Below are 23,773 nucleotides of genomic sequence, written 5' to 3'. Positions count from 1 at the left end.
CCGCGGTTAAGTATTTTATTATATCAGATTTATATCAAGCAAAAGGGTGCAAATCACTAAAATATGATTTGCACCCTTTCTTATTTCCTCAGTTTTTAATATGCTCTTACCAGTTTACCTTCCATAAAGTTAACAAACGCCTGATTTACTACCCGGTTACCTCCTTTGGTTGGATAATTGCCCGTAAAATACCAGTCACCCAAATGATTCGGACAAGCATTATGTAAATTCTCAACCGTCTGATACACCATAGAAACCTCTGCATTCATACCTTCTGGCGTTACGATCTCGGCAATCTTATCCGAAACTTCTTCATCAGTAAATTTACTATACAGTTGCTTCACATAATTCTCTTCAAAAGCATTGTTGGTCTGCAAGGCGCCTACGCTCTGGGCATAAACCTCTTGTTTCATATACTCAATGCCATTTTTCTTCAGCAGGTCAAGCATTGCTCTGAACGCCACAAATTCTTTCATTTTTGACATATCGATACCGTAGCAATCAGGGTAACGGATTTGCGGAGCCGACGACACAATGATAATTTTCTTAGGCCCGAGCCTGTCAAGCATTTTCAGAATACTCTTTTCAAGCGTAGTTCCGCGCACAATAGAGTCATCAATCACCACTACGGTATCTATACCTTTTCTGATTACCTCGTAGGTCATTTCATACACGTGCGACACCATCTCATCCCGTTCGTCGTCGTTCGTAATAAAGGTTCGCAACTTTACATCCTTCGACACCAGTTTTTCTATCCTCGGCCTGAACGACAACACCTTCTTGATTTCTTCCGGCGATAGGTTGCCATCTGTAATACGCTTCAGTCGCCAGTCGGCAAGGTATTCTTCCAGCCCCTCAACCATACCGAAAAAGGCCATTTCTGCCGTATTTGGTATATACGAGAACACGGTATTCTCAAGGTCATAATCAATCTTCTCGAGTATCTGCGGTATCAGTAATCGGCCCAGTTTCTTACGCTCATCATAGATTTGTGGATCTGAACCACGTGAGAAATAAATCCGCTCAAAGCTGCAGGATTTTTTCTCCAATGGTTTCATGATCTGAAACTCATTGTATTCTCCGTGCTTATCAATTATCAGGGCATTGCCCGGTTGAATCTCTGCTATTTCTTCATAATTTGCATTGAAAGCAGCTTTAATTGCGGGTTTTTCAGAGGCTACTACTACTACTTCGTCATTAGCCCAGTAATAGGCCGGACGAATCCCCGCAGGGTCTCTTACCACAAACGAAGCTCCAAAACCTGTAATACCAGCCATGGCATAACCGCCGTCAAAATCACGACAGGCACGGTATAAAACCCGTGGTAGGTCCATGTTATCTTCAATGATATCCGAAAGTGCCGGATTCTCGTATATTCCTTTAAAACGGTCAAAAACCCTTTGATTTTCTTCATCCAGAAAATGACCGATTTTCTCCATCACCGTTACCGTATCTCCCTTGTCTTTCGGATGCTGACCCAGTTTTACCAGTTTCTTAAACAGCTCTTCGGCATTGGTCATGTTAAAGTTTCCTGCCATGAGCATGTTACGGCTACGCCAGTTACTTTGACGAAGCATTGGGTGGCAGTTTTCTATTTCATTTTTTCCGTGTGTACCATACCGAAGGTGCCCCAACCATACTTCTCCCGAATACGCCACGTTCTCCTGCAACCATTTTGAGTCTTTAAACTTATCCGGATTATTGCGTAGCACATCCCGATACTTCTCATTGATTTTATTGAAAATATCGGTTATCGGGCGGTTTTCAACCGAACGATAACGGCTGATGTACCGGCTACCCGGAGGCACATCCAACTTCACATTTCCCACACCGGCGCCGTCCTGTCCGCGATTCGATTGTTTTTCCATCAAAACATACAGACGCTTAATGCCATAAAGGGGCGTGCCGTATTTATCAATATAATATTGGAGGGGTTTACGAAGACGAATGAGAGCAATACCGCATTCGTGTTTAATTTCGTCGCTCATTATGAAGTTTTGAAGATTGTGTCATACAAATCTCTTAAGAATATGCATCACCTACAAAGAATTTCTTACAAATTTCAGAAAATACTTTTGCAGTCTTTTCGGTTATCAAATTCTTAATAAATCAATATGTACTTAATAAACAATTAACGTAAAAACTGAACTTGTTTGTATTAGAACTATGAAGCTACAACACAATTTTAAATCAATTAATTCAGCGCTCAAAGTTCAAACGATTTTACGAAACCATTTTCCGGTTCAAATATTCTATCGTTGAATTATTAGAAATATCAAATAACCTGTGTAGCTACATCAATTTAATAGATTATTTGGCATTCCTCCCAAAAATCCAATATTATGAATATTTTCATTTATTTTTTATAAGTATAATACCAGAACTATTTTAGGCTGATTTTTATAAATAATCACTGCTTGATATAGGATAATTACAAATCTGGTTATTTATCTGTTTGGCTTTAGGTGCATTCAGTACAGCTTTATGCATCGTTTACTTCGCATTGCCAAAGACGCAATGCATTGCGTCTCTACTACTTCATTTGCAGCCATAGTATATATATGTAAAAATCCCGTCAGGATGATATATACCTGACATATCATCCTGAAGGGATTCCTCTACTATCTTCATCCGCTACAAACTCATCAAATCCTTAAACTTGATAGCCTGACGGCGTGATATTTCTATTTTCTCAGAGTTTGAGGTTTTCTCGGCGTGTTTCAGTGTTACTAATAAACCGCCTGAAAACCACGGCTCAATCTTATCAATCCATGCCAGGTTAATAATATGCTTACGATTGGCTCTGAAATATATTTTCGGATCCAGACGCTCTTCGAGGCTATTCAACGATTTCAGAATCATCGGCTTCTGATCGTCAAAGTGTAGCCGCACATAGTTACCCATCGACTCAAACAAACGCACCCTGCCCAATTTCACAAACCAGCATTTTTCACCGTCTTTCACAAACACCTGATCGCTTTCGCCCAATAGCTTTATGCCTTCCTTCCGCTCAACTTCATGCATCTGTTCTTCTTCCACGCGTTGAATCGCCTCCGCCAGCCTTTGCATGTCGATAGGCTTCATCAGGTAATCGAGTGCGTTAAATTCAAAGGCTTTCAGGGCATATTCGTCATACGCAGTTGTAAAGATTACCTCAGGTACTTTTCCCTCAATGGCTTCCAGCAGTTCAAAGCCGTTTTTACCCGGCATCTGAATATCCAGAAACAATAGTTCAGGTTGCAGCTCATCAATCAGGTTAAGGGCTTCGTCGGCATTGGCTGCCTCTCCTATTATATTAATTTTCGGAAAGTTTTCTAACAACCTGCGCAATTCATTACGTGCTAAACGTTCATCATCTATAATAAGTGCTTTCATCGTAAATTTTGACCGGGTCGCCGGTGCGATGAGTAATTAATTGGTGAATACTATTGAGGTTAATATCTTTTACGCAACCGTTGTGGCGGGCGTGGTATTTTTAACATCCGGACCCGGGCTTTTTATCTCTGCTCCGCTCAGCGGAATCATGATTTCAGCGCATACCGTCAGGTTATCTTCCTGAAAAATTCTGAACGATGCCTCACTGCCATATAACAAGTCCAGGCGTTGTACCGTATTTTTCAGACCGAACCCACCAGACTCCGAATTCGACTCTGTGCCTTGCAATTGTCCGGTGTTACGTATCTTTATAAACAGTTTACTATCTGATATACTTGTATTTATCTCCACAAACCCCCAGTTAATAGCCTTTTGCACGCCGTGTTTAATGGCATTTTCTACCAGCGTTTGCAGCATCATGGGTGGCACTTGTATGTTCTGTGTTTCAGGAGCTATATCCCATTTTGTCTGCAGACGCTCTTCGTAGCGTACTTTTTCCAGCGCCAGATAATCTTCTATGGTACGCAATTCCTCTTTCAGCGACACTGTCTTTCGTCTGTCGGCCAATAATGAGCTACGTAAAATATTAGATAACTGCGTAATACCCTGCTGTGCGCGGGTGGGATCTTCCAGTACCAATGCTCTGATACTGTTCAGGGCATTGAACATAAAGTGGGGGTTCATCTGTGCCCGTAGCACTTTGGCTTCAGTTTCTTTGATTGACGACTTCAGCTTTACTTCTTCCACCTCTCGCTGGCGTCTTTCCTCTGAATGCCTGTAAAACATATAAATGAGTGCCCATACCAGAAAAGGCTTGGCCAGATTAATAGGATACTCAATAACCAGAATAGGATTTGCCCTCAGCATTTCGCCTACGTATTTCGTATCCAGAGGCAAATTGACCGCTACCATTATGAAAGTCATCAATAAAACGCCTAAACTTACCCTTACAGCCAGCTGTGGTAAGTGTAGTTTACCCCAATTAAATCTTCTGGCAACTATCCGAAAAAGGTGAGTGAGCAATATAGACAAAATGATATTGGCCAGGGCATTAAAGACCATATCGTGGTCATAGCCGTATTGTATGCTGTAAGCAAAAACCTCATTGAGATTATACAACGACCATCCCGAAATCTGAAAAAACCAATATAATTTATTCTTATTCATTAAAAAAAAGACTATACACTAAAAGAAAACTTCTACGTGCCACAATTCTTCAGAATCGAATAGCTTCTCAAATATCATAAAAATAAAGCAAAAAGACACTATATGAGATTTTTCTACATTAATGGAGATATGATTCTATAAGCGGAAGAATGACTATTCAGCAAGAACCAATAAATGAGAAACATCATTGCTTACTTCAAGCGTGAAGGCACCGTCCGGATATGAATACACTAATTTATATAAACAAAGATTACTGTGTTCAAAATCATCCATGTTGGCAAGGGGCATATTCAACAGGTGCGTCAATAATATTCTGATTGCCCTGCCATGCATGGCTACCAGAATCATCTCTTCTTCCGGACGCGACAAAATCTGTTCAAATGCTTCTTTTTGTCTGGTTGCCACATCTTCCGGCGACTCACCGCCTTTAGCTGAAGGGACATGGGTTTCGCCCGATTTCCACCTCCGTAAAACATCCAGAAATGATTCGTCTTCCTGATAATTCGGCGTTTTCCCTTCTTTCTCTCCCCAACTTATCTCATTCAGCCCTTCCAGGCTCTCATAAGGTATACCCAAATCAATAAAATGTTGTACGCTCTGCACGGTCCGGCGCAGTTTCGAGGTATATATCTTGTGGAAACTCACCTCCTGATAGGCCTCAAAAAAAGCTCGCGCCTGTGTATACCCCATATCATTGAGGTCTGCATCAACTCCACTCCCTTGAACAATTCCCATGCGGTTATATTCCGTCTCTCCATGGCGAATCAGATAAATCGTTTTTACTGACAAAATGGTAGGTTTTAGATTAATCAGATAAAATGTTAAATTTCCCGAAACAAACTTAGTTTTAGGATTCAATCATAAAATATGTGCAAATTTACGAAAATTCTGGCCTTATCAGGGCACAGTTTTAGGATTTTTTAAAGAAAACAACATTAACTTATAATTACCATGTTTAAAAAGCACCTTGATTTTGAAGCACTGAAAAAAATCAATACCAATTCGATGGGCGACCACCTGGGTATAGAATTTGTAGAACTGGGCGAAGACCACGTAATAGCCCGTATGCCTGTTGACCACCGCACTACACAGCCCTTTGGTATTCTGCACGGTGGCGCATCGGTAGCATTGGCTGAAACACTCGGCAGCATTGCTTCTGTGCTTACCTTAGACGACCCCATAACCCAACGAGCCGTAGGGCTTGAGATCAACGCCAATCATGTTCGCCCGGTCAGTGCCGGCAATTGGGTATATGCCAAGGCTAATCCGTTGCACATCGGTAAAACCACCCACCTGTGGGATATAAAAATCACGAACGAAGAGCAGAAACTGGTTTGTGTAGTGCGATTCACAGTGGCTGTTATCAACGCTAAATAGCCCTGCTAATTTCCGTCAGTCATTTGATTTGTATTGTGTAAAAAGCAAAAGGCTGTTCTAAAAATTAGAACAGCCTTTTATATGTATGAAACACAAGCGACTCTTACACTTTCTCCTCTACCGGTTTTTCGCTTTTATCGTTCTTGTCTTCTTCTTTCTCTGTTACAGGGTTATCGCTATCCATAAACTCCTGATAGTTGGTCAGTTTCTCGAAAGGTCTTTTACCGATCATCTCTACGAGGTCTGACTGATAAATAATTTCTTTCTTCAACAATTCCTGCGCGATAACTTCCAGTTGTTCACGTTTTTCAATCAAAAGAGTTTTGGTGCGTTCGTAAGCGCTTTCGATGAGTTTCTTTACTTCCTCATCAATAATCTTTGCTGTTTCTTCTGAATACGGCTTGGTGAATGTATACTCGCCTTGTCCTTTAGAATCATAGAAAGATACGTTACCGATACGTGCGTTCATACCATAAACGGTTGTCATGCCATAAGCGCTTTTGGTTACACGCTCAAGGTCACTCAAAGCACCTGTAGAAATTTTTCCGAATACCACATCTTCAGCCGCACGGCCACCCAGGGTCATACACATTTCGTCAAAAAGCTGTTCGGTACGGTACAGATATTGTTCTTTAGGCAAATACTGGGCATATCCTAAAGCGGCAATACCACGTGGCACGATACTTACTTTTACCAAAGGATTGGCGTGCTCCAGAAACCAGCCTGCTACTGCATGGCCTGCTTCATGATAGGCTACAATCTCTTTTTCTTCTGGTGAAATCAACTTGTTTTTCTTTTCCAGACCACCAATCTCACGGTCAATGGCATCATGGAAATCCTGCATATCAATTGATTTCTTGCCACGTCTGGCTGCCAGAAGGGCGGCTTCATTACAAACGTTGGCAATTTCAGCTCCGGCAAAACCCGGTGTTTGGGCCGCCAGTTTTTTAATATCTATTGAATCAGACAATTTTAAAGGTCTCATGTGCACTTTGAAAATCGCTTCACGGCCAATCAAATCAGGTGTATCCACACTAATCTGGCGGTCGAAACGACCCGGGCGCATCAAAGCAGAATCAAGTACATCAGGGCGGTTGGTAGCAGCCAGAATGATGATACCGGCATCAGAACCGAAACCGTCCATTTCTACTAACAGTGAGTTCAATGTATTTTCGCGCTCGTCGTTCGCTCCTGGCATGGCACCACGCCCACGTGAACGACCTACGGCGTCAATCTCATCAATGAAGATAATACAAGGTGCTTTTTCTTTGGCTTGTTTGAAGAGGTCACGTACACGAGCGGCACCTACACCCACAAACATTTCAACGAAATCAGACCCTGAAAGCGAGAAGAAAGGCACACTGGCTTCACCTGCTACGGCCTTTGCCAATAGGGTTTTACCTGTACCCGGAGGGCCTACTAACAAGGCACCTTTCGGGATTTTCCCTCCCAGCTCTGTATATTTTTTCGGAGTTTTCAGAAAGTCAACAATCTCCTGTAACTCTTCTTTGGCTTCTATCAAACCTGCCACATCGGCAAAAGTAATCTTTACTTTACTGTCGGCATCAAACAAAGCCGCTCTCGACTTCCCGATATTGAAAATAGCGCCACCGGGGCCACCACCACCTGCCATACGGCTCATCAGGAAATACATCAGACCCAACACAACAATAAACGGCAGCAATTGCCATACCATTGTCATAATATCCTGTCTTTCAATGCTTTCCGGGTATAGTGTTCTTTTGTAGTTTTCTTCAACCTGCGCGGTTTTTAAAAACTCTGTGTAGTCGCGCATAAAAGATTCAACCGATACCACATCCAGTTTCAGATGCGGTCCGTTCGCTGTAAAACGATTATTGCCTAGTTCTTTTCTGTATTCAGGTTTCTGAAGAGCTTCTGGTGTAAGGGTAATCTCAACTGTTTTGTTTCCATCAACAACAGCTATGGTTCTTACATCTTTTTGCAAAATCATTTGTTCCAACTCGGTATATTTAATTGGTGCAAGAGTTGCCTGCCTCGAGTAAAGCAAAAAGCCCACAATACCTATAATAATAACCGCTACAATCCAACCCTGCAACCCGCCTCCACCACTATTCTGTGGCTTTTTTCTTGGGGAGTCATTACTGTTTTCTGACATGTTCTTATTTTTTCAAAGTTTAATGCAATTATTATTAATACCGAAAACCTTTACATACAATTGCTTAAACTGTAAAGGTTCTCACTGTTAAATCGTCAATCTATTAGTATTTGGTTCTGGGGTTCTGGTTCCATGCTTTCAGCAATTTCAGTTAGTTCAGCGTCGCCCCACAGCGATTCCAAGTCGTAGAATTTGCGGCGGTCTTTTCTGAAAACATGCGCAACTACATCAACGTAGTCAAGCAAAATCCATTCTCTGTTTTGTTTTCCCTCCTGATGCCAAGGGTGTATTCCTGAAGCTTTAATCGTTTCGCCTTCTACAGAAGTAGCAATCGCATCAATTTGTGTATCGGTATTTCCCGAACAAATAACAAAAAAATCAGTAATTGCGTTTTTCACGTTTCTTAAATCCATCACCACAATGTTGGCCGCTTTTTTCTCTAACATGCCATGCACAACTAAGCGACATAACTCTTCACCGGAAAGTTCTTTATTTTTTTTGATCATCTTTTAATTTTGCATGAAATATGCCGCTTGTTGAAACATTTTCAGAAACAACGCCCCCGGCATACATCAGAATATAACAATTATTTATTTCTTAAAGATAGACATTAATCGCATAAAATAACAGTATTTTATACTCCAAACGCTAAATTAATAAAATTTGAACAATTTTCAGCCCAAAACTCTATTTGTTGGCAAAAATATAATCTATCTGCCAAGTTGTCATTCTACTAACGATGTTGCCGCCGAAAAAATTCAAAACAAACCAATTTTTGATGGCACCGTTGTCATAACTTCTGACCAAACCGCCGGCCGCGGACAAAGAGGAAACGGCTGGGAAACGTTACCCGGCCAGAACATTACCATGTCTGTCATACTGAAACCGGATTTCCTACCTGCTGCTTCGCAGTTTAGTCTCAACATTGCCGTTTCATTGGGAGTACATTTGTTTCTGAGCAAATACATCGCCGAAGGCGTGCGCATTAAATGGCCGAACGATATTTATGTAGGCAATCGGAAGATAACCGGCATATTGATTGAGAATAGTCTGTCAGGCAGCAGGATAGGCCACTCCATTGTTGGTATAGGAGTCAATATCAACCAGTTGACCTTCAGCAATAGCAGGATTACTTCTTTAAGGCTAGCCACCCAACAGGATGAGTTTGACCTGGAAAAGCTGGTGGGCGAACTCTGCGAATGCCTGGAAAAATATTACCTGCAATTGAAAAACGGCCATGCTGCCGAGCAGAAAAAACAGTTTCTTCAAAACCTGTATCGGTTTGAAGAAACGCATTACTATATCAGCAAAGGTGAGCGATTCGCCGGAAAAATAGTTGGCATAGCCGACAACGGTGCTTTGATGCTTGAGGTTGATGGAGAGATAAAATACTTCGATTTTAAAGAAATAGCGTTTGAGATATAGGGAAGGAGATTGAGTGATTTAGTGAATGAGTGATTTAGTGATTGGGCTTGAACTATCATTGAGCCGCATTGTGTACATTGTGTAATCCCTTATTTGCTTGCATTATTGGCCGCTATGTTCACAAAGTACTCAAAGTTGCACAATTTGCTAAGTCGTCATTCGAAATTCAATCACACAATCACTCAATCTCCAATTCACTCAATTCAAGAGAAATACGGCTTCAATCTATCTAATATCTCGTCCAGACAGATGGTTACGCGGTTGGTAGCCATTTTCACAAATACAAGAGTGGTTTCGCCGGTATGAAGTAGCACGTTTTCTTCATTATAAATCTCATAATAAAAGACAATACGCGCCCGGGGCAGCTCTTTAATAATAACCCTGATGGTAACCAGATCGTCATACTTGGCCGGTTGTATGTATCTTGAACGGCATTCGTATACGGGCATCATAATGCCCATTTCTTCCAGGCTCCGATATCGGAGCCCCAGCGAACGCAAAGCCTCTACCCGACCGATTTCATATAGGCGTGGATAATTGCCATAATACATATAACCCATCTGGTCGATATCGGCATATCGGATGCGGTACTGCCAGTCAAATTGATACATCAGCGAATCTTAGCTTTATTGAGTGCCTCCTGATAGATATGTGCGTTTTTCAGGTGATCGTTATAGTTTTCGGCAAAGTTATGATACCCCGAGAAGTCTTCTTTGGCACAAAAATAAATATACTTATGGCGCTCGTAGTTAAGCACGGCGTCTAAAGCCACGGGCTCCGGCAGGGCAATAGGGCCGGGAGGCAGACCTGTATTACGATAGGTATTGTATGGCGAATTAATAAACAGGTGCTTCTCCATGATGCGTTTCAGACTAAAATCACCCAATGCAAATTTCACGGTCGGGTCGGCCTGCAGCGGCATACTGATGGCCATCCGGTTAATATAAGACCCTGCTACTCGTGCCATTTCGTCTTTCTTATTGGTCTCGGACTGCACAATGGAAGCCATTACTGCCACCTCTATCGGTGTCATGTTGATTGACTTCGCCTTTGCGAGTTTTTCCTCGGTCCAGTATTTTTTATATTCACTGTGCATTCTGTCCAGAAACTTATCAGGGGTGGTTGTCCAACGCAAAAAATAAGTGTTTGGTAAAAACATACACATTATAGTGGTGGTATCGAAACCATATTTGGCACATACCTCTTTATCTCTCAGTTTCTCCAGCAATTCTTCATTGCTGAACTCAAACCGGCTGCCTATTTTTTTGATCAGATCTGTTTTCAGGCGGATATTATTGAACGTCAGCCTTACGTCGTCCTGTTGGCCGCGTTTCAGCTTCGAAATAATGGCTTTATTACCTGAGTTCGGCTTGATTTCATAACGCCCCGGCTTTACGTTTTCGGGGTATTCCATCCATTTTGACAAAAACTGGAACGAGATTTCGTCGTGAATCATGCGGTATTTATGCAGCGAATCAACCACGTTTTTGTAGGTTCCGCCCGTTGGTACATATAACACAAACGATTTCTCACCTTTTACATTCAGGTTCGAGCTACTGGCCACCTGCCAGAAATAGAACGAAAGCGTAGCAGCAATTGTGGTTACTATTACGAGTGTATAAGCAATGATTTTTCTGTTTTTAAGCATAGCTGCTATTTCAAATTTTGTATGATGTTTTCTAATTTTAGTTTTGTTTGCTCGCCAGACAGCATGTCTTTCAGCGTCAGCTCTCCGCTTGCCATTTCTTCAGAGCCCACCACGCAAACATACGGAATTTTCTTGCGGTCGGCGTATTCAAATTGCTTTCTCAGCTTGGCATGGTCCGGATATATTTCTGCATTAATACCCGCATCGCGGAGTTTTTTCAATAGCGGAAGCGAATAACTTTCAGCCTCAGCATCAAAATTGGTCAGCAATACCTGAGTTGTTACGCCCTGATTCTCACCAAACAGGCCGAGTTCTTCCATTACATCATAGATACGGTCTACACCCAGTGAAATACCCACGCCTGAAAGCCCCGGTAATCCGAAAGTGCCGGTCAGGTTGTCGTATCGGCCACCACCCGATATACTACCTATCTGCACGCCATTGGCTTTTACTTCAAAAATGGCACCTGTATAATAACTCAAGCCACGAGCCAAAGTAATATCCAGTTGAATTTTAGGATTCTCTAAGCCAAAAGCATTAACCAGATTCCATACTTTCTCCATTTCTTCAATGCCTTTCAAGCCGGTTTCAGAATCTTTCAACCAATCTTTCAGCCCGCTTAATACATCTGTACTACTGCCTTGCAGGTTGAAAATAGGCTGCAATTTTTCTATCACTTCTTCCGAAAATCCTCTTTCTCGCAGTTCGTCCTCTACTTTTTCCTTGCCTATTTTATCGAGTTTATCAATGGCTACTGTCAACGGTACTTCACTGCCTTTCATACCTATGGTTTCGGCAATACCTGATAGAATCTTGCGGTTATTGATTTTTACAGTGAAATCTGCAATACCCAGATTCTGCAAAATTTCGTGCAGCATGAGCACAATTTCGGCCTCACAAATGAGTGAGTCTGTACCCACAACATCGGCATCGCACTGATAAAATTCACGGTAACGCCCCTTCTGCGGACGGTCGGCACGCCACACCGGTTGAATCTGATAACGCTTAAACGGAATAGCCAGTTCATTGCGGTTCATAACCACATAACGTGCAAAAGGAACGGTAAGGTCATAACGCAAACCTTTTTCCGAAATTTTATGAGTCAGTTTTTTATAGCCTTCGTCCAGGTCTTTCTGTGCCAGGTCCTTCGAATAATCACCCGAATTCAATACCTTAAATAACAGTTGGTCGCCTTCGTCGCCATACTTGCCCATCAACACCGACAGGTTTTCAAGACTGGGGGTTTCTAACGGCTGAAATCCGAATTTCTGAAAAGTATGTTTAATCGTATCGAATATAAAATTCCTTTTTACCATCACCGATGGCCCGAAATCGCGCGTGCCTCTTACTAAACCGGGTTTACTCATATTGCTGTATCTGATATGTAAATGTTGGATGAAAATTTCCAAGTGCAAAATTAGCGTAAAAAACTTATTGTTAATTGTTAATTGTTCACTGATTTTCTTAACTTTGCACCCTGATTTCGTATCATAGTCTTTCCGGACGATTTTAAAATATAATCATTCAATACCTCTGAGGCCTTTTTCAGGGTTTTAGAGACCAAAATATCTAAAAAAATGGCAGTAACACAGTTAAAACGTAAGGCAAAAAGAAACCAGGCAATTGCAAAAAACAGAATTGCCGAAATTAAACGTTTGTCGTTGAAAGTTGATATTCAACGTGTAGATGTTGAAGCTTTGAAAGCAGAATTCGCGAAATAATTGAAAATATATTTTGCCCTGAAAAAAGAGACGCCCGAAAGCGTCTCTTTTTTTGTACAGTTTGGTATAGGGATAAAAGTAAATAAGCTTTCAGGCATTTAAAACGCTTCTATTTGACCAAAACTTCTATACTCAATATCCGTTATCTACAAAGACATAGAAGAGAATCATGAAAATCGTACAATTATTAGGTTATGAATAAAGGAAACTTAGAATACTTATCCGGAAATTGTATATCTGATTTTGAATAAAAGGAAAATAAGAACAAAAACAACAATAAGTTCTGCTAGAATTAATGTAACACAAAATATTCTATTTTTTTGGTAACCTGAATCATGTCGATTATTATACGGATACTTAGCTAGTTTTTCAAAAAGCTTCTCAAATAAATATCTATATGTTAGGAAAAAAATCACAGCTAGTGGCAGAATAAAATAGAAATCATTGTTGTCAATTTTTCTTGGTTTATTTAAAAATACACTAAAAAACCATGCGATGATGCCAACAAGTAAAATTACCGGAGGTAAAAAGTACATAGAAAAACGTATTCTGAAATCATTAAAATTACTAATTTCAGAATCGTTTGGATATAATTGATGTGTATAAAACCAGCACTTGTCTCTAATTTTCAATAGGAATGATAGCATAACTATTTAGGCAATAATATATTCTGCTATGAAAAAGAGACACTTTAGGATGTCTCTTTTTTAGTTATAAATCTTCGGCAAAAACCAGCTGTTCTTTTATGTCTTTCAGTTCGCCCCGGTTCAGAAACAATACAGGCTTATGAGGGCTACAAAAAATAACATCCTGCTCTCTGGCGGTTTGATATGCCGTCTTCCCTTCATTCCATACAATTACTGCGGCATCACAAATAACACTTTCTATATATTTCAGAAAATTCAGGTAGGTTTGCTCCTGCTCTACTATAAAGCTAACAGTGATGGTTTCATCAAAAAAAACTCTGAACTCATCAATCATTCTTCGTTCTTCTTCCAGCATTTGCTTGTCCTGGGCAAATAAAACGAAATTCAGGAAAACATTATAGTACCCTACAAACTCCTGAAATATATTAAAGAAACCCATACTTTCTTTCTCTATTTTCTCAACCCATATACTTACACTATTGGGGAATCGCACATCGGCCAATGGTGGCACTGCCAACACTCTGACCGGTACATGCATCACAATACTTTTTGCATTTCTGCCCATTTCCCGGGCACCTGCTTTACTCCCTGTGCCAATAGCCATAGAGGCAAAGTTTTCACGTGCATGTAGTTGCAGTAGTTCTTCAATCAGGTTACCGGTAACAACATGTATGGTCACTTTGCTTTGTGGAAGAATCTGGTGCTGGTGCAGAACATTCATTAAAGCATTATTCAACCGGTCTATGGCATCGCTTTCAGAAGTGCCATTTTCAAGACAATGAAAAATGGTGTAGTCACAAAAAATTTCTTCTGATATCAAAAAGGCAAAAGAAATGACTTTCTCGGCACAATCGCTTAAATCAACAGGAATAACAGTTTTTCTGGGCACGCCCAGTTGTAACTCAGTTTGAGCTAATTTCATTGAAACTTATACTAGGGTATTTAAACAGCAGTTAATAAATTCAAAACAAATATTAAATCAATCCGTTCAGAAATAATTCATAGAACCTGACCGGATTTTATATGCTTGCCATAATCAGATAAATTGCCTTACGGATTACCTGGTTTTGGTGGTTCAATTCTTGATATGGTCAGTGTCTTTTTGGTTTTTTTGTCCCGGTTTTTGAGAATGTTCTTAATCAGCTTCCTGTTCTCTATTCTCATTTTGAAAATCACCGCCTGACCAAACAAAGCCAGCCCCGAATTGATCATAATAAGGCTGTAAGTGCCCAACAGAAACCATCTCATAAAAGGGGCATTTGTGTGCTTCAAATACCCGGCTTCACTGAAAACACAAAGGCCATACCCTACCAGCATCAGACCGACTGTAGCCGATAAGAACCATTTCATGCGTAGGGGCATATTTTTCAACATTCTTCTTCCCGGAGGTTTCCGTTTTTTTATTTCCATAAATTTATCGAATCTTTATTTATATTGGTGTAAAAGCGAAGACAAAAATAGTTATTTTTGGGCTTAATTTACAACGATGTACTGTCAGAACTTTATCGCATGGGCAAAATTATCAGTTTTTTATTACGTTTTATTCCTAGAAAATACCTTCAGTTATTCAGCCATATTCCCCTTAAAGTCTATACTTTTATTCTGAAAGGAAATACTGTGGAGTGTCCGGTTTGTGAAGTAAAGCTTGATAAGTTCCTGCCCTATGGGCGTTTATCTTCCCGCAAAAATGCATTGTGTCCTAATTGCCTCGCACTTGAACGGCACCGATTGATGGCATTATATCTGAAAGAAAAGACAGATTTTTTCAGCTCCAGACACCTAAAAGTGCTGCACGTAGCCCCCGAATATTGTTTTATCGACCGTTTTGAGGCCATGAAAAACCTGGACTATATTACGGCCGATATTGAATCACCACTGGCGAAAGTCAAGATGGATATCCACGAAATTCCGTTTGAAGCCAATACTTTCGACGTCGTGTTCTGTAACCATGTAATGGAGCACGTGGAAGATTACCACAAGGCCATGTCTGAGCTTCACCGTGTATTGAAACCCGGAGGCTGGGGAATTATACAATCACCCCAGGACTGGACCAAAGAACATACTTTTGAAGACCCAACCATTACCGACCCACGTGAACGCGAGCGGGTTTTCTGGCAGAACGACCACCTGCGTCTCTTCGGCCGTGACTATGGCCGCGAACTGGAGAAAGCGGGTTTCAAAGTAACAGAAGATGATTTCGTACTAAAAATGCCGAAAGAACTGGTAGAAAGATACGCTCTGCCAGCCGGAGAGATTATTTATTTTTGCGAGAAATGATTTTAATTGAGTGATTGTGTGAATGAGTGATTGAATTGTGAATAGCGAATGAGTGAATCATGAATTATCAGATTCCGGAATTCATCTTTATTGATTATAATCTAAAATCAGCTAAATCATAAAGGCAACAATCGTTAATTCATCATTCGCAATTCAATCACTAAATCACTCAATCACTAATTCACTAAATAGACTTCAACTCATGCGATTCAAAGACAAAGTAGTTATCATTACAGGCGGTAATTCGGGCATTGGCCGGGCTGCGGCTGTTTTATTTGCCAACGAAGGCGCTAAAGTAATGGTGGCCGATTTGTCAGAAACCATTGACGGCGAGTTGGCCAACGCAGTGAGTAGTTCAGACAATGGAATGAGTTACATAAAAGTGAATGTCACCCAAGCCGACGAGATTGAGCAAATGATTGCGCAGACAATCAATCTCTGGGGCAGGTTTGATATACTTGTGAATTCGGCCGGAGTGTTGGGGCCTCGTATACGTACCGAAAAATATCCGGAAGCCGACTTCGACCAAATTATAGACATAAACGTAAAAGGGCTGTGGCAGTGTATGAAAACCGCCCTGCGCTATTTTGTAGAGCAACGCAGCGGCAACATCGTTAATATTGCCTCGGTAGCAGGGCATCTGGGTATGGTAGGACACATTGCCTATGCTGCCAGTAAACATGCCGTGGTGGGCATGACCAAAACCGCAGCTATTGAATTTGCCAAACATGGCATCAGAATCAATGCGGTTTGTCCGGGGTTCACGCAAACGCCCATGCTGGAGGGCGCCGACACCGATATGGCCTATCTGGAAGCGCTTCAATATGCCACACCGATGAAACGCTTCGGTAAACCCGAAGAAATAGCCAGTGCGATTCTGTATCTGGCGGCCGACGAATCGTCTTTCATTACAGGCCAGAGCCTGATTGCCGACGGTGGCCTGATTTTGCAATAAGATTGTATTCTACCCTATACTGAACTATATGAAAAACGTTTTTGATTTAACAGGCAAAGTGGCCGTTATTACCGGTGCCAGCAAAGGTATCGGCGAAGCTATTGCCCGTATATTTGCCGATTACGGCGCCAAAGTAGTAATAAGCAGTAGAAAACAGGCCGATCTGGATGCGCTGGCTAAAGAGATAAAAGAATCAGGTGGTGAATGCACAGGCATTGCTGCCCACGCAGGTGAGATAGCACAACTGCAAATGTTGCTTGAAAAAACCATTGAAACTTATGGTGGTATAGATATATTAGTGAACAACGCGGCAACCAACCCCGTATATGGCCCTTCGCTTGACTGCTCCGAAAGCGCCTTCGACAAGATTATGCAGGTAAACGTAAAAGCTCCCTTTGAGTTATCGAAGATGGTGCATCCTGTTATGAAAGCCCGCGGTGGTGGCAGCATTATCAACATCAGCAGCATTGCCGGGCACACGCCAGACCCGGGTCTGGGTATTTACAGCGTGAGCAAGGCTTCGCTCAATATGCTTACCAAAGTATTGGCCAAAGAATGGGGCGAAGACGGAATCCGGGTAAATGCCATTTGTCCGGGACTTATTAAAACCAAATTCAGCCAGGCTTTGTGGGACAACGAAAAAACACTGGCTCATTTCACCAAACGCCTACCCATTGCCCGCATGGGTTCGGTAGAAGAAATATCGCCCATGGCCTTGTATCTGGCGTCGGCGGCTTCCGGTTATACCACCGGCGGGCTGTTTTCGATTGACGGTGGAACGATTATCTGATAGTATACATTTTCTGAGATTAAAGTATAGCAGTTTGAAAACAACAAGTGCATGTGTAGTTATTCCGGTGTATCAGGAGCAGCTCAGCCCCTATGAAGCCATCTCTCTTGAGCAGGGCATAAGGGTTTTAGGAAATTACCCGATTATGCTGGTTAAACCGGCTTCATTGAACGTGACCCATATTCTCGGAAAATATCCTCAGCTTACAACCGAAAATTTTGACGATGCCTATTTCAAAAGCACCTTGACCTACAACAAACTGTTGTTGTCAGAAGAATTCTATGCGCGTTTCGTAGCGCATGAATACATGCTCATTTATCAATTAGATGCCTTTGTGTTCAGAGACGAACTGCCCTACTGGTGCAGCCTGGGTTACGATTACATAGGCGCTCCGTGGCGGATCGAAATAGATTTTGATAGCCAATGGCAAGAGCAGATATGGAAGCTGAAAAAGCAAATAGCCGTTTGGCTGAATCTGAAAGAACAGCGCTATGGCAAGTATGGACCGAAAGAGATTATCACCAAAAGAACAGTAGGCAATGGCGGGTTCTCTCTTAGAAAAACACAAAAATTGCTCAATCTGATACCTGAGAATCGTGAAAAAATTGAAAAATACCTGAAACTGGCTCAGGCACACCCGGCTTATAACGAAGACATGTTCTGGTGTGTTGAATTGAACCGGTATTTTCAGCAATTGCATATTCCCGACTGGCGACTGGCTTTAAAGTTTGCGGTAGAACACATGCCCGAAAAAGCCTATGAATTAAACAATGGCTTACCATTCGGCTGCCATGCCTGGGATATCTACGGAACAGATTTCTGGAAGCAGCACATACGCGCGTTGGGATATGAATTATAAGAAAAGCGACTATTTATGAGGAAATACTGTGGAACCCCACGAGAGACCATCCCATTTACCGTTATGGATTTCTTTGTGGATATATACGCAAAACTTTTTTATAAGAAACGAATCCGTAATTATTCCGTTTCCGCACCCAAACGTGTGCTGATTGCTTCATTGGGGCACATGGGTGATGCCCTCACCGTTACGTATCTGTTTCCAATCATCAGAAAGAAATACCCCGATATAAAAATAGATTTGCTGGCGCCGACCTGGTGCGCGGCGGTGAATCAGCATAATCCTTATATCGACCGCATCATATATATTGATCATTACCAGACCAACCGTAAGAAAATATCACGCTGGCAGAAAATCAAAGATCATTACCGCACTTTCCGCGAAGCCCTGCCACTGCTTAGACAAAAAACCTACGATTATTATTTCGATATCCGTTATTCAGACGCCGTAGCACATTTTGTATTACCATTTATAAAAACCGGGAAAGCCTATGGATTTGCAAGACGCGGTCTGGGCGGGCTTCTGGATAAAGAGTTTGATGTGCCCGAAGGTGAATTTCATCATTTTGATATGTACTTCATGCTATTGCGTGAAATGGGTATCGAGGGAACTCTGGCTGATGTAGAACCGTATTTCCCGATTGCGCCAACAGTTACTATAGAATCGATTCAACAGAAAATCAGCTTGCCGGCAGCCCCGTATCTGTTGGTATTCCCCGAGTCGGGTGGAGAACACAAGCAGCTTTCAAGTGCCTTCTGGGCTTCGATTCTGAACGATGTTCTGCTTAAGGAAAATCTTTCGGTGTTTTTCTGCGGACAAACAGACCTTTCTCAGCAGATTATTCAATTGATAGATACGCAGTTTAAAGACCGGCTTGTGGATACATCCGGAAAAATAAATATTCACGACATAGCCCGTCTGTCCGAAAAAGCTTCTTTTGCTCTTACTCTGGATTCTTTTCCTGAACACCTGAGCTGTGTATTTTGTAAAACAATTGCTGTCTATAAAGGAACAGGCTATCCTTTTTTCCCGTTGGCCAATTGGTCGGTATATCTTATACATAATCACAAACCGAGTGTCGGTTTGCCATTCGATCGCACTAATGTAGAAGTGATATATCAGGAAAACCCCGAGACCCCCGAAGTAAAAGAATTGATTCTGGAAAAAATAAATACTGCATTGTAATATGAACAAAGTTGTTTTAGAAGGTGATGTGTTAGGTCTTGGTTTTTTTTACAAACAAGCCCGGACGGGGATATACCGCGTAGCAGATACCCTGTTTAATGGTTTAAACCAGAACCCGGATATTCAATTAGCCACGGTTGGTACGCAACACCTGGCAGACCTCATCGCCTATCTGAAAGGGCTTCATTCCAATACACCCATTTCTGTTCTCAATACACGCAAAGACCTGCAATATGCGTATTTTGAACACGCCATTCTTTCTGCTTTCCCCTATCGGTCTGTGCCGCAGAAAACAATCAAATTAGGATTTCAATATGTAAAAGACCGGATCAGACCTTTGGCTCAGCTAGACCTTGCCGCCTTAAGCAACTATGATATTTATCACTCACCGTTCCGCCCGATTCCGAAAGAATTAAGCTCGCTGCCACAACTCAGAAAAGTAATTACCATTCATGATCTGATTCCACTCTTGTTTCCGTCTTTATTTGCCCAGTGGAACGTCGACAACATGAATCAAATACTCGATAGCATCAGCAGCGACACTCATCCGATCTGTGTATCAGAAGCCACCAAAAACGACCTTTGCGAAGCAACAGGGATATCGCCCGACAGGGTGTTTGTGGTACACTTGGCAGCCTCAGAAGACAAATTCTATCAGGTACTCGATAACGCAGAAAAAGAACGCGTACTTCAGAAATACGGCATTGATGCCAACAAACCTTACCTGTTGTCGCTGGCTACACTCGAGCCACGAAAAAACATTGAACGAACCATCAGAAGTTTTCTTAAACTGATTCAGCAAGAAAAAATAGAAGACCTGAACCTGGTGCTGGCCGGTAACAAAGGCTGGGACTTCGCCACTATTTTTGAGGAAATAAGGGCAAATCCGATTTTACAAGAAAGAATTATTGTAACCGACTATATACCCGACCAAGATCTGGCAGCTTTATACTCTTCTGCGCTGGCTTTTGTCTATCCTTCTTTGTATGAAGGTTTTGGCTTACCTCCTTTAGAAGCCATGCAATGCGGCACGCCTGTTATCTCATCTAACAACAGCTCTATACCGGAAGTGGTAGAAGACGCAGGTTTGCTGATAGAACCTACTGACGAAGACGCCATTGCCAATGCCATGCTGAAAATGTACAGCAATAAAACCCTGCGTGATACATTAAGTGAAAAATCGTTGGTACAGGCACAGAAATTCTCCTGGAAAAAATTTAACGAACAGCATATTCAGATTTACAGGCAAATCAGCTAAATTTATTTCTTGTATAGACAAGTTATATTCAACCCCTTACTGAAAAAATGCTTTTGCCTGAAAAAGCCTCTGCTATTCTGCCGCTTAGCCTTGCTTTGCTGCTGGCTACTGCCTTTGTGCCCGACAAAGATCAGCTTTACGTACCCGACGACCTTGATGTAACGCTTTGGGCAGAAACACCTATGCTGCACAATCCTACTAACATGGATGTAGACGCCCGGGGGCGTATCTGGATAACCGAAGCCGTTGATTACCGGAATTTCAATACCAAGCCCGGCGAACGCATCAATAACGAACAGAAAGGCGACCGGGTAATGATTCTGGAGGATACTGATGGTGACGGTAAGGCAGATCAATCGAAAGTTTTTGTGCAGGACAAAGACCTGGTAGCGCCCCTCGGCATTGCAGTGATAGGTAAAAAGGTGATTGTATCGGCTGCTCCCAATCTGATTGTGTATACCGATGAAAACGGTGACGACATACCCGATAAGAAAGAAATTCTGCTGACAGGTTTTGGTGGCATTGACCATGACCACGCGCTACATTCACTCACGGCAGGCCCGGATGGTAACTGGCATTTTAATACAGGCAATGCCGGCCCGCATAACGTTACCGATAAAAGTGGCTGGGCACTTCGCTCGGGCAGTAGCTATACAGGTGGCACACCCTATAACAAATCCAATCAGGGTAATCAGAAGTCTGACGACGGCCGCATCTGGGTAGGCGGACTAGCACTGAGAATGGACACCGAAGGCAAAAACCTGAAAGTAATGGGGCATAATTTCAGAAACAGCTATGAAGTTTGCCTCGACTCCTACGGCAATATGTGGCAGAACGATAACGACGACCAGGTGATTACCTGCCGTGTTAGCTACCTGATGGAAGGTGGCAATGCAGGCTATTTCAGTGCCGACGGCACGCGCTTCTGGCAGGCCGACCGTCGACCCGGCCAGGATATGTTCACTGCACACTGGCATCAGGACGACCCAGGTGTGCAACCCGCCATTGACAATTCTGGCGCGGGCTCACCTACCGGTGTTGTGTTTTATGAAGGCGATGCCCTGGGCGAAAAATACCGGGGCATGCTACTGAGTTGTGAAGCAGGCCGGAATGTGATTTTCTCTTACCAGCCCGTTATACAAGGCGGTGGTTTCCATATGCAAAGGCATAACTTTATCAGCTCTTTTCCTAAAACTGACGACCACTACATCTGGCATGATGCCAGCAACGATGCCCGGAAATGGTTTCGCCCGAGTGATATTGCAGTAGGTACCGACGGCTCCCTTTATGTGGCCGATTGGTATGACCCCGTAGTAGGAGGCCATGCCATGCACGATAAAAAGGCGCACGGACGTATTTTCAGAATTACCCCCAAAGGCAAAAAACTTACACCGCCCCGCATTGACGTATCGACTGTTCAGGGACAGATAGAAGCACTGAAGAATCCGGCCATCAATGTAAGAAATCTGGGCTTTGAAGCACTCCGTAACGGTAAGCAGGTAGAAGCCGTAAAAGAATTATTGACTGACACCAACCCTTTTGTGCAGGCAAGAGCCGTGTGGTTGTTATCAAAAATGGGAACTGACGGTATAAAAGAAGTAGAAAAAATACTGGATACCGATAATGCAGCGCTCAAAATTACGGCTTTCAGAGCATTGAGACAGGTTAAAAATTCTATACAGCCGGAAGCCACAAAGTTATCGACCGATAAACATATAGCGGTAAGGCGGGAAGTAGCCATTGCCCTGCGCGACCTGCCACTGGCAGACACCAAAGGCATTATAGATAATCTGGTAAAAGCGCATAGCGGCACCGACCGCTTTGAAACTGAAGCCATCGGCCAGGCGCTCGACGGCAAAGAAAGTGCCTATTATCTGGCCCTAAGACCTACCCTAGCCAAAGACCCTGCCACCTGGAACGACGCCACAGCTACACTCATCTGGCGTTTGCATCCGGTCGAAGCCGTAAACGATTTAAAAATAAGAGCCAGTGCACGCAGCTTAAGTGAAAACAATAGAAAGCAGGCCATAACGGCTCTGGCTTTTATAAAAGACAAAAGCGCGGTGTCTGCCATGCTCTCACTGACACAAAGCCCTTTGCCAGACGTATCAGCGCAGGCTTTCTGGTGGGTTAACTTCAGAAAAGCCAACGACTGGGCTAATCTGGCAGACTGGGAGAAATCGGCTACCAGCAGGCTTTCGGCTCAACAAAAGCAAATACTGGCTTTTGAGAAACAGATGCTGGATAAAACCCAGCCACAAGCAGCGCGAGAAAAGGCAGCAGAAAAACTGGCTAATGATGTAAACGGTGGTAAAATACTGCTGAGCCTAGCCGGAGAATCGAAAATTCCGAAAGAAGTAAGAGAGATAGTAGCGCAGCATATCTTCAATAACCCGGATAAATCCATCCGTATGATGGCCGGTGATTATTTCCCGAGACCTGGCGGCAAAGGATTGTCGTTTAATCTGGCACTTGACATGCCATCAGACCTGAAAAATGGTTATGAGGTTTTCAGAAAAAACTGTGCAACCTGCCATAAGTTTGATAAAGAAGGCGCCGAGATTGGCCCCGAACTAACTACTATGGGGAAGAAATTCGATAAATCTGCCTTGCTGGATGCCATCATGAATCCGTCAGCTTCTATGGCGTTTGGCTACGAACCCTGGATTATCACCACCAAAGATAAAAACACCTATTACGGTTTTCTGGTGGGCGATGGCGAAACCCTTACATTGAAAGATGTAGCGGGCCGGTTAACCGGCATAAAAAAGGCCAACATTGCTAGCCGCCAGCAACTCAAAAACAGCCTGATGCCCGAGCCCTCATCAATGGGTCTGAAAGAAAAAGATTTATCTGACCTGGCCGGATATTTATTGAAACTACCACTGGAAGAGTAAAAGAATGAAGCTATAAAATAGTTGTACTTTTATTAAAATAACAAGAGGTTGTCTT

Annotated in this window: 21 protein-coding genes; 10 read left to right on the top strand and 11 right to left on the bottom strand. The window is 42.5% G+C overall.

Annotation, left to right across the window (positions count from 1 at the left end):
* Window positions 1-95 precede the first annotated feature (95 nt).
* The 4 genes from AC1RRY_RS16485 to AC1RRY_RS16470 form a co-directional block, all read right to left on the bottom strand.
* Window positions 96-1,988 (bottom strand): amidophosphoribosyltransferase, encoded by a 1,893-nt coding sequence (locus tag AC1RRY_RS16485; protein WP_492822606.1) that lies wholly within the window; start codon window positions 1,986-1,988, stop codon window positions 96-98.
* A gap of 646 nt (window positions 1,989-2,634) precedes the next feature.
* Entirely contained in the window at window positions 2,635-3,375 is a 741-nt protein-coding gene (locus AC1RRY_RS16480; protein WP_492822608.1) for a LytR/AlgR family response regulator transcription factor, read from the bottom strand.
* Between the two features lie 69 nt (window positions 3,376-3,444).
* Window positions 3,445-4,542, bottom strand: coding sequence for a sensor histidine kinase (locus tag AC1RRY_RS16475; protein ID WP_492822610.1), 1,098 nt, complete (start codon window positions 4,540-4,542; stop codon window positions 3,445-3,447).
* Between the two features lie 153 nt (window positions 4,543-4,695).
* Complete coding sequence (locus tag AC1RRY_RS16470) at window positions 4,696-5,331, bottom strand: histidine phosphatase family protein (RefSeq protein WP_492822612.1); 636 nt, start codon at window positions 5,329-5,331, stop codon at window positions 4,696-4,698.
* A gap of 162 nt (window positions 5,332-5,493) precedes the next feature.
* On the opposite strand from AC1RRY_RS16470, the gene AC1RRY_RS16465 reads away from it, so the two are divergent.
* Complete coding sequence (locus tag AC1RRY_RS16465) at window positions 5,494-5,919, top strand: hotdog fold thioesterase (RefSeq protein ID WP_492822614.1); 426 nt, start codon at window positions 5,494-5,496, stop codon at window positions 5,917-5,919.
* Between the two features lie 103 nt (window positions 5,920-6,022).
* Here AC1RRY_RS16465 and ftsH read toward each other — a convergent pair whose 3' ends face one another.
* Window positions 6,023-8,056, bottom strand: coding sequence for an ATP-dependent zinc metalloprotease FtsH (gene ftsH / locus AC1RRY_RS16460; RefSeq protein ID WP_492822616.1), 2,034 nt, complete (start codon window positions 8,054-8,056; stop codon window positions 6,023-6,025).
* A gap of 95 nt (window positions 8,057-8,151) precedes the next feature.
* Window positions 8,152-8,562, bottom strand: coding sequence for a ribosome silencing factor (gene rsfS, locus AC1RRY_RS16455; RefSeq protein ID WP_492822618.1), 411 nt, complete (start codon window positions 8,560-8,562; stop codon window positions 8,152-8,154).
* 157 nt (window positions 8,563-8,719) lie between these two features.
* On the opposite strand from rsfS, the gene AC1RRY_RS16450 reads away from it, so the two are divergent.
* Entirely contained in the window at window positions 8,720-9,481 is a 762-nt protein-coding gene (locus AC1RRY_RS16450; protein WP_492822620.1) for a biotin--[acetyl-CoA-carboxylase] ligase, read from the top strand.
* A 203-nt stretch (window positions 9,482-9,684) separates the two neighbouring features.
* Here the strand turns inward: AC1RRY_RS16450 and AC1RRY_RS16445 are convergent, their stop codons facing one another.
* From AC1RRY_RS16445 to hisS, 3 genes are read right to left on the bottom strand one after another with little or no spacing between them, the layout of a single operon-like run.
* Window positions 9,685-10,092: an acyl-CoA thioesterase gene (locus AC1RRY_RS16445; RefSeq protein WP_492822622.1), complete on the bottom strand. Its 408-nt coding sequence runs from the start codon at window positions 10,090-10,092 to the stop codon at window positions 9,685-9,687.
* Entirely contained in the window at window positions 10,092-11,129 is a 1,038-nt protein-coding gene (gene mltG, locus AC1RRY_RS16440) for an endolytic transglycosylase MltG (protein ID WP_492822624.1), read from the bottom strand. The genes AC1RRY_RS16445 and mltG overlap by 1 nt, the downstream gene beginning before the upstream one ends.
* A gap of 5 nt (window positions 11,130-11,134) precedes the next feature.
* Window positions 11,135-12,496, bottom strand: a complete 1,362-nt coding sequence (hisS, locus tag AC1RRY_RS16435; RefSeq protein ID WP_492822626.1) for a histidine--tRNA ligase — start codon at window positions 12,494-12,496, stop codon at window positions 11,135-11,137.
* A gap of 210 nt (window positions 12,497-12,706) precedes the next feature.
* Here hisS and AC1RRY_RS16430 point away from each other — a divergent pair, with 210 nt between their 5' ends.
* Complete coding sequence (locus tag AC1RRY_RS16430) at window positions 12,707-12,850, top strand: hypothetical protein (RefSeq protein WP_492822628.1); 144 nt, start codon at window positions 12,707-12,709, stop codon at window positions 12,848-12,850.
* A gap of 711 nt (window positions 12,851-13,561) precedes the next feature.
* Here AC1RRY_RS16430 and AC1RRY_RS16425 read toward each other — a convergent pair.
* Together AC1RRY_RS16425 and AC1RRY_RS16420 are read right to left on the bottom strand one after the other, a co-directional pair.
* Window positions 13,562-14,419 (bottom strand): universal stress protein, encoded by an 858-nt coding sequence (locus AC1RRY_RS16425; protein WP_492822630.1) that lies wholly within the window; start codon window positions 14,417-14,419, stop codon window positions 13,562-13,564.
* Window positions 14,420-14,547: 128 nt separating this feature from the next.
* Complete coding sequence (locus tag AC1RRY_RS16420) at window positions 14,548-14,907, bottom strand: hypothetical protein (protein ID WP_492822632.1); 360 nt, start codon at window positions 14,905-14,907, stop codon at window positions 14,548-14,550.
* Window positions 14,908-15,006: 99 nt separating this feature from the next.
* Between AC1RRY_RS16420 and AC1RRY_RS16415 the strand changes: the two genes are divergently transcribed.
* The 7 genes from AC1RRY_RS16415 (at window position 15,007) to AC1RRY_RS16385 (ending at window position 23,718) form a co-directional block, all read left to right on the top strand.
* Window positions 15,007-15,774: a class I SAM-dependent methyltransferase gene (locus tag AC1RRY_RS16415; protein WP_492822634.1), complete on the top strand. Its 768-nt coding sequence runs from the start codon at window positions 15,007-15,009 to the stop codon at window positions 15,772-15,774.
* Window positions 15,775-15,976: 202 nt separating this feature from the next.
* Window positions 15,977-16,729 (top strand): SDR family NAD(P)-dependent oxidoreductase, encoded by a 753-nt coding sequence (locus AC1RRY_RS16410; protein WP_492822636.1) that lies wholly within the window; start codon window positions 15,977-15,979, stop codon window positions 16,727-16,729.
* A gap of 28 nt (window positions 16,730-16,757) precedes the next feature.
* Window positions 16,758-17,519, top strand: coding sequence for an SDR family NAD(P)-dependent oxidoreductase (locus AC1RRY_RS16405; RefSeq protein ID WP_492822638.1), 762 nt, complete (start codon window positions 16,758-16,760; stop codon window positions 17,517-17,519).
* 34 nt (window positions 17,520-17,553) lie between these two features.
* On the top strand, window positions 17,554-18,378 hold the full coding sequence (locus AC1RRY_RS16400) for a DUF5672 family protein (protein WP_492822640.1): 825 nt from the start codon (window positions 17,554-17,556) through the stop codon (window positions 18,376-18,378).
* 15 nt (window positions 18,379-18,393) lie between these two features.
* Window positions 18,394-19,563, top strand: a complete 1,170-nt coding sequence (locus AC1RRY_RS16395) for a glycosyltransferase family 9 protein (RefSeq protein WP_492822642.1) — start codon at window positions 18,394-18,396, stop codon at window positions 19,561-19,563.
* A gap of 1 nt (window position 19,564) precedes the next feature.
* Window positions 19,565-20,821, top strand: a complete 1,257-nt coding sequence (locus tag AC1RRY_RS16390; RefSeq protein WP_492822644.1) for a glycosyltransferase family 4 protein — start codon at window positions 19,565-19,567, stop codon at window positions 20,819-20,821.
* A 47-nt stretch (window positions 20,822-20,868) separates the two neighbouring features.
* The gene (locus AC1RRY_RS16385) at window positions 20,869-23,718 is read left to right on the top strand and encodes a PVC-type heme-binding CxxCH protein (RefSeq protein WP_492822646.1); all 2,850 of its coding nucleotides are present in this window, start codon (window positions 20,869-20,871) and stop codon (window positions 23,716-23,718) included.
* The last annotated feature ends 55 nt before the right edge of the window (window positions 23,719-23,773 follow it).

It is taken from the genome of Emticicia sp. GW821-FHT11C11 (assembly GCF_058808615.1).
Note: the sequence above shows the minus strand (reverse complement) of the source record. Positions and strands in the feature narration are given on the sequence as shown.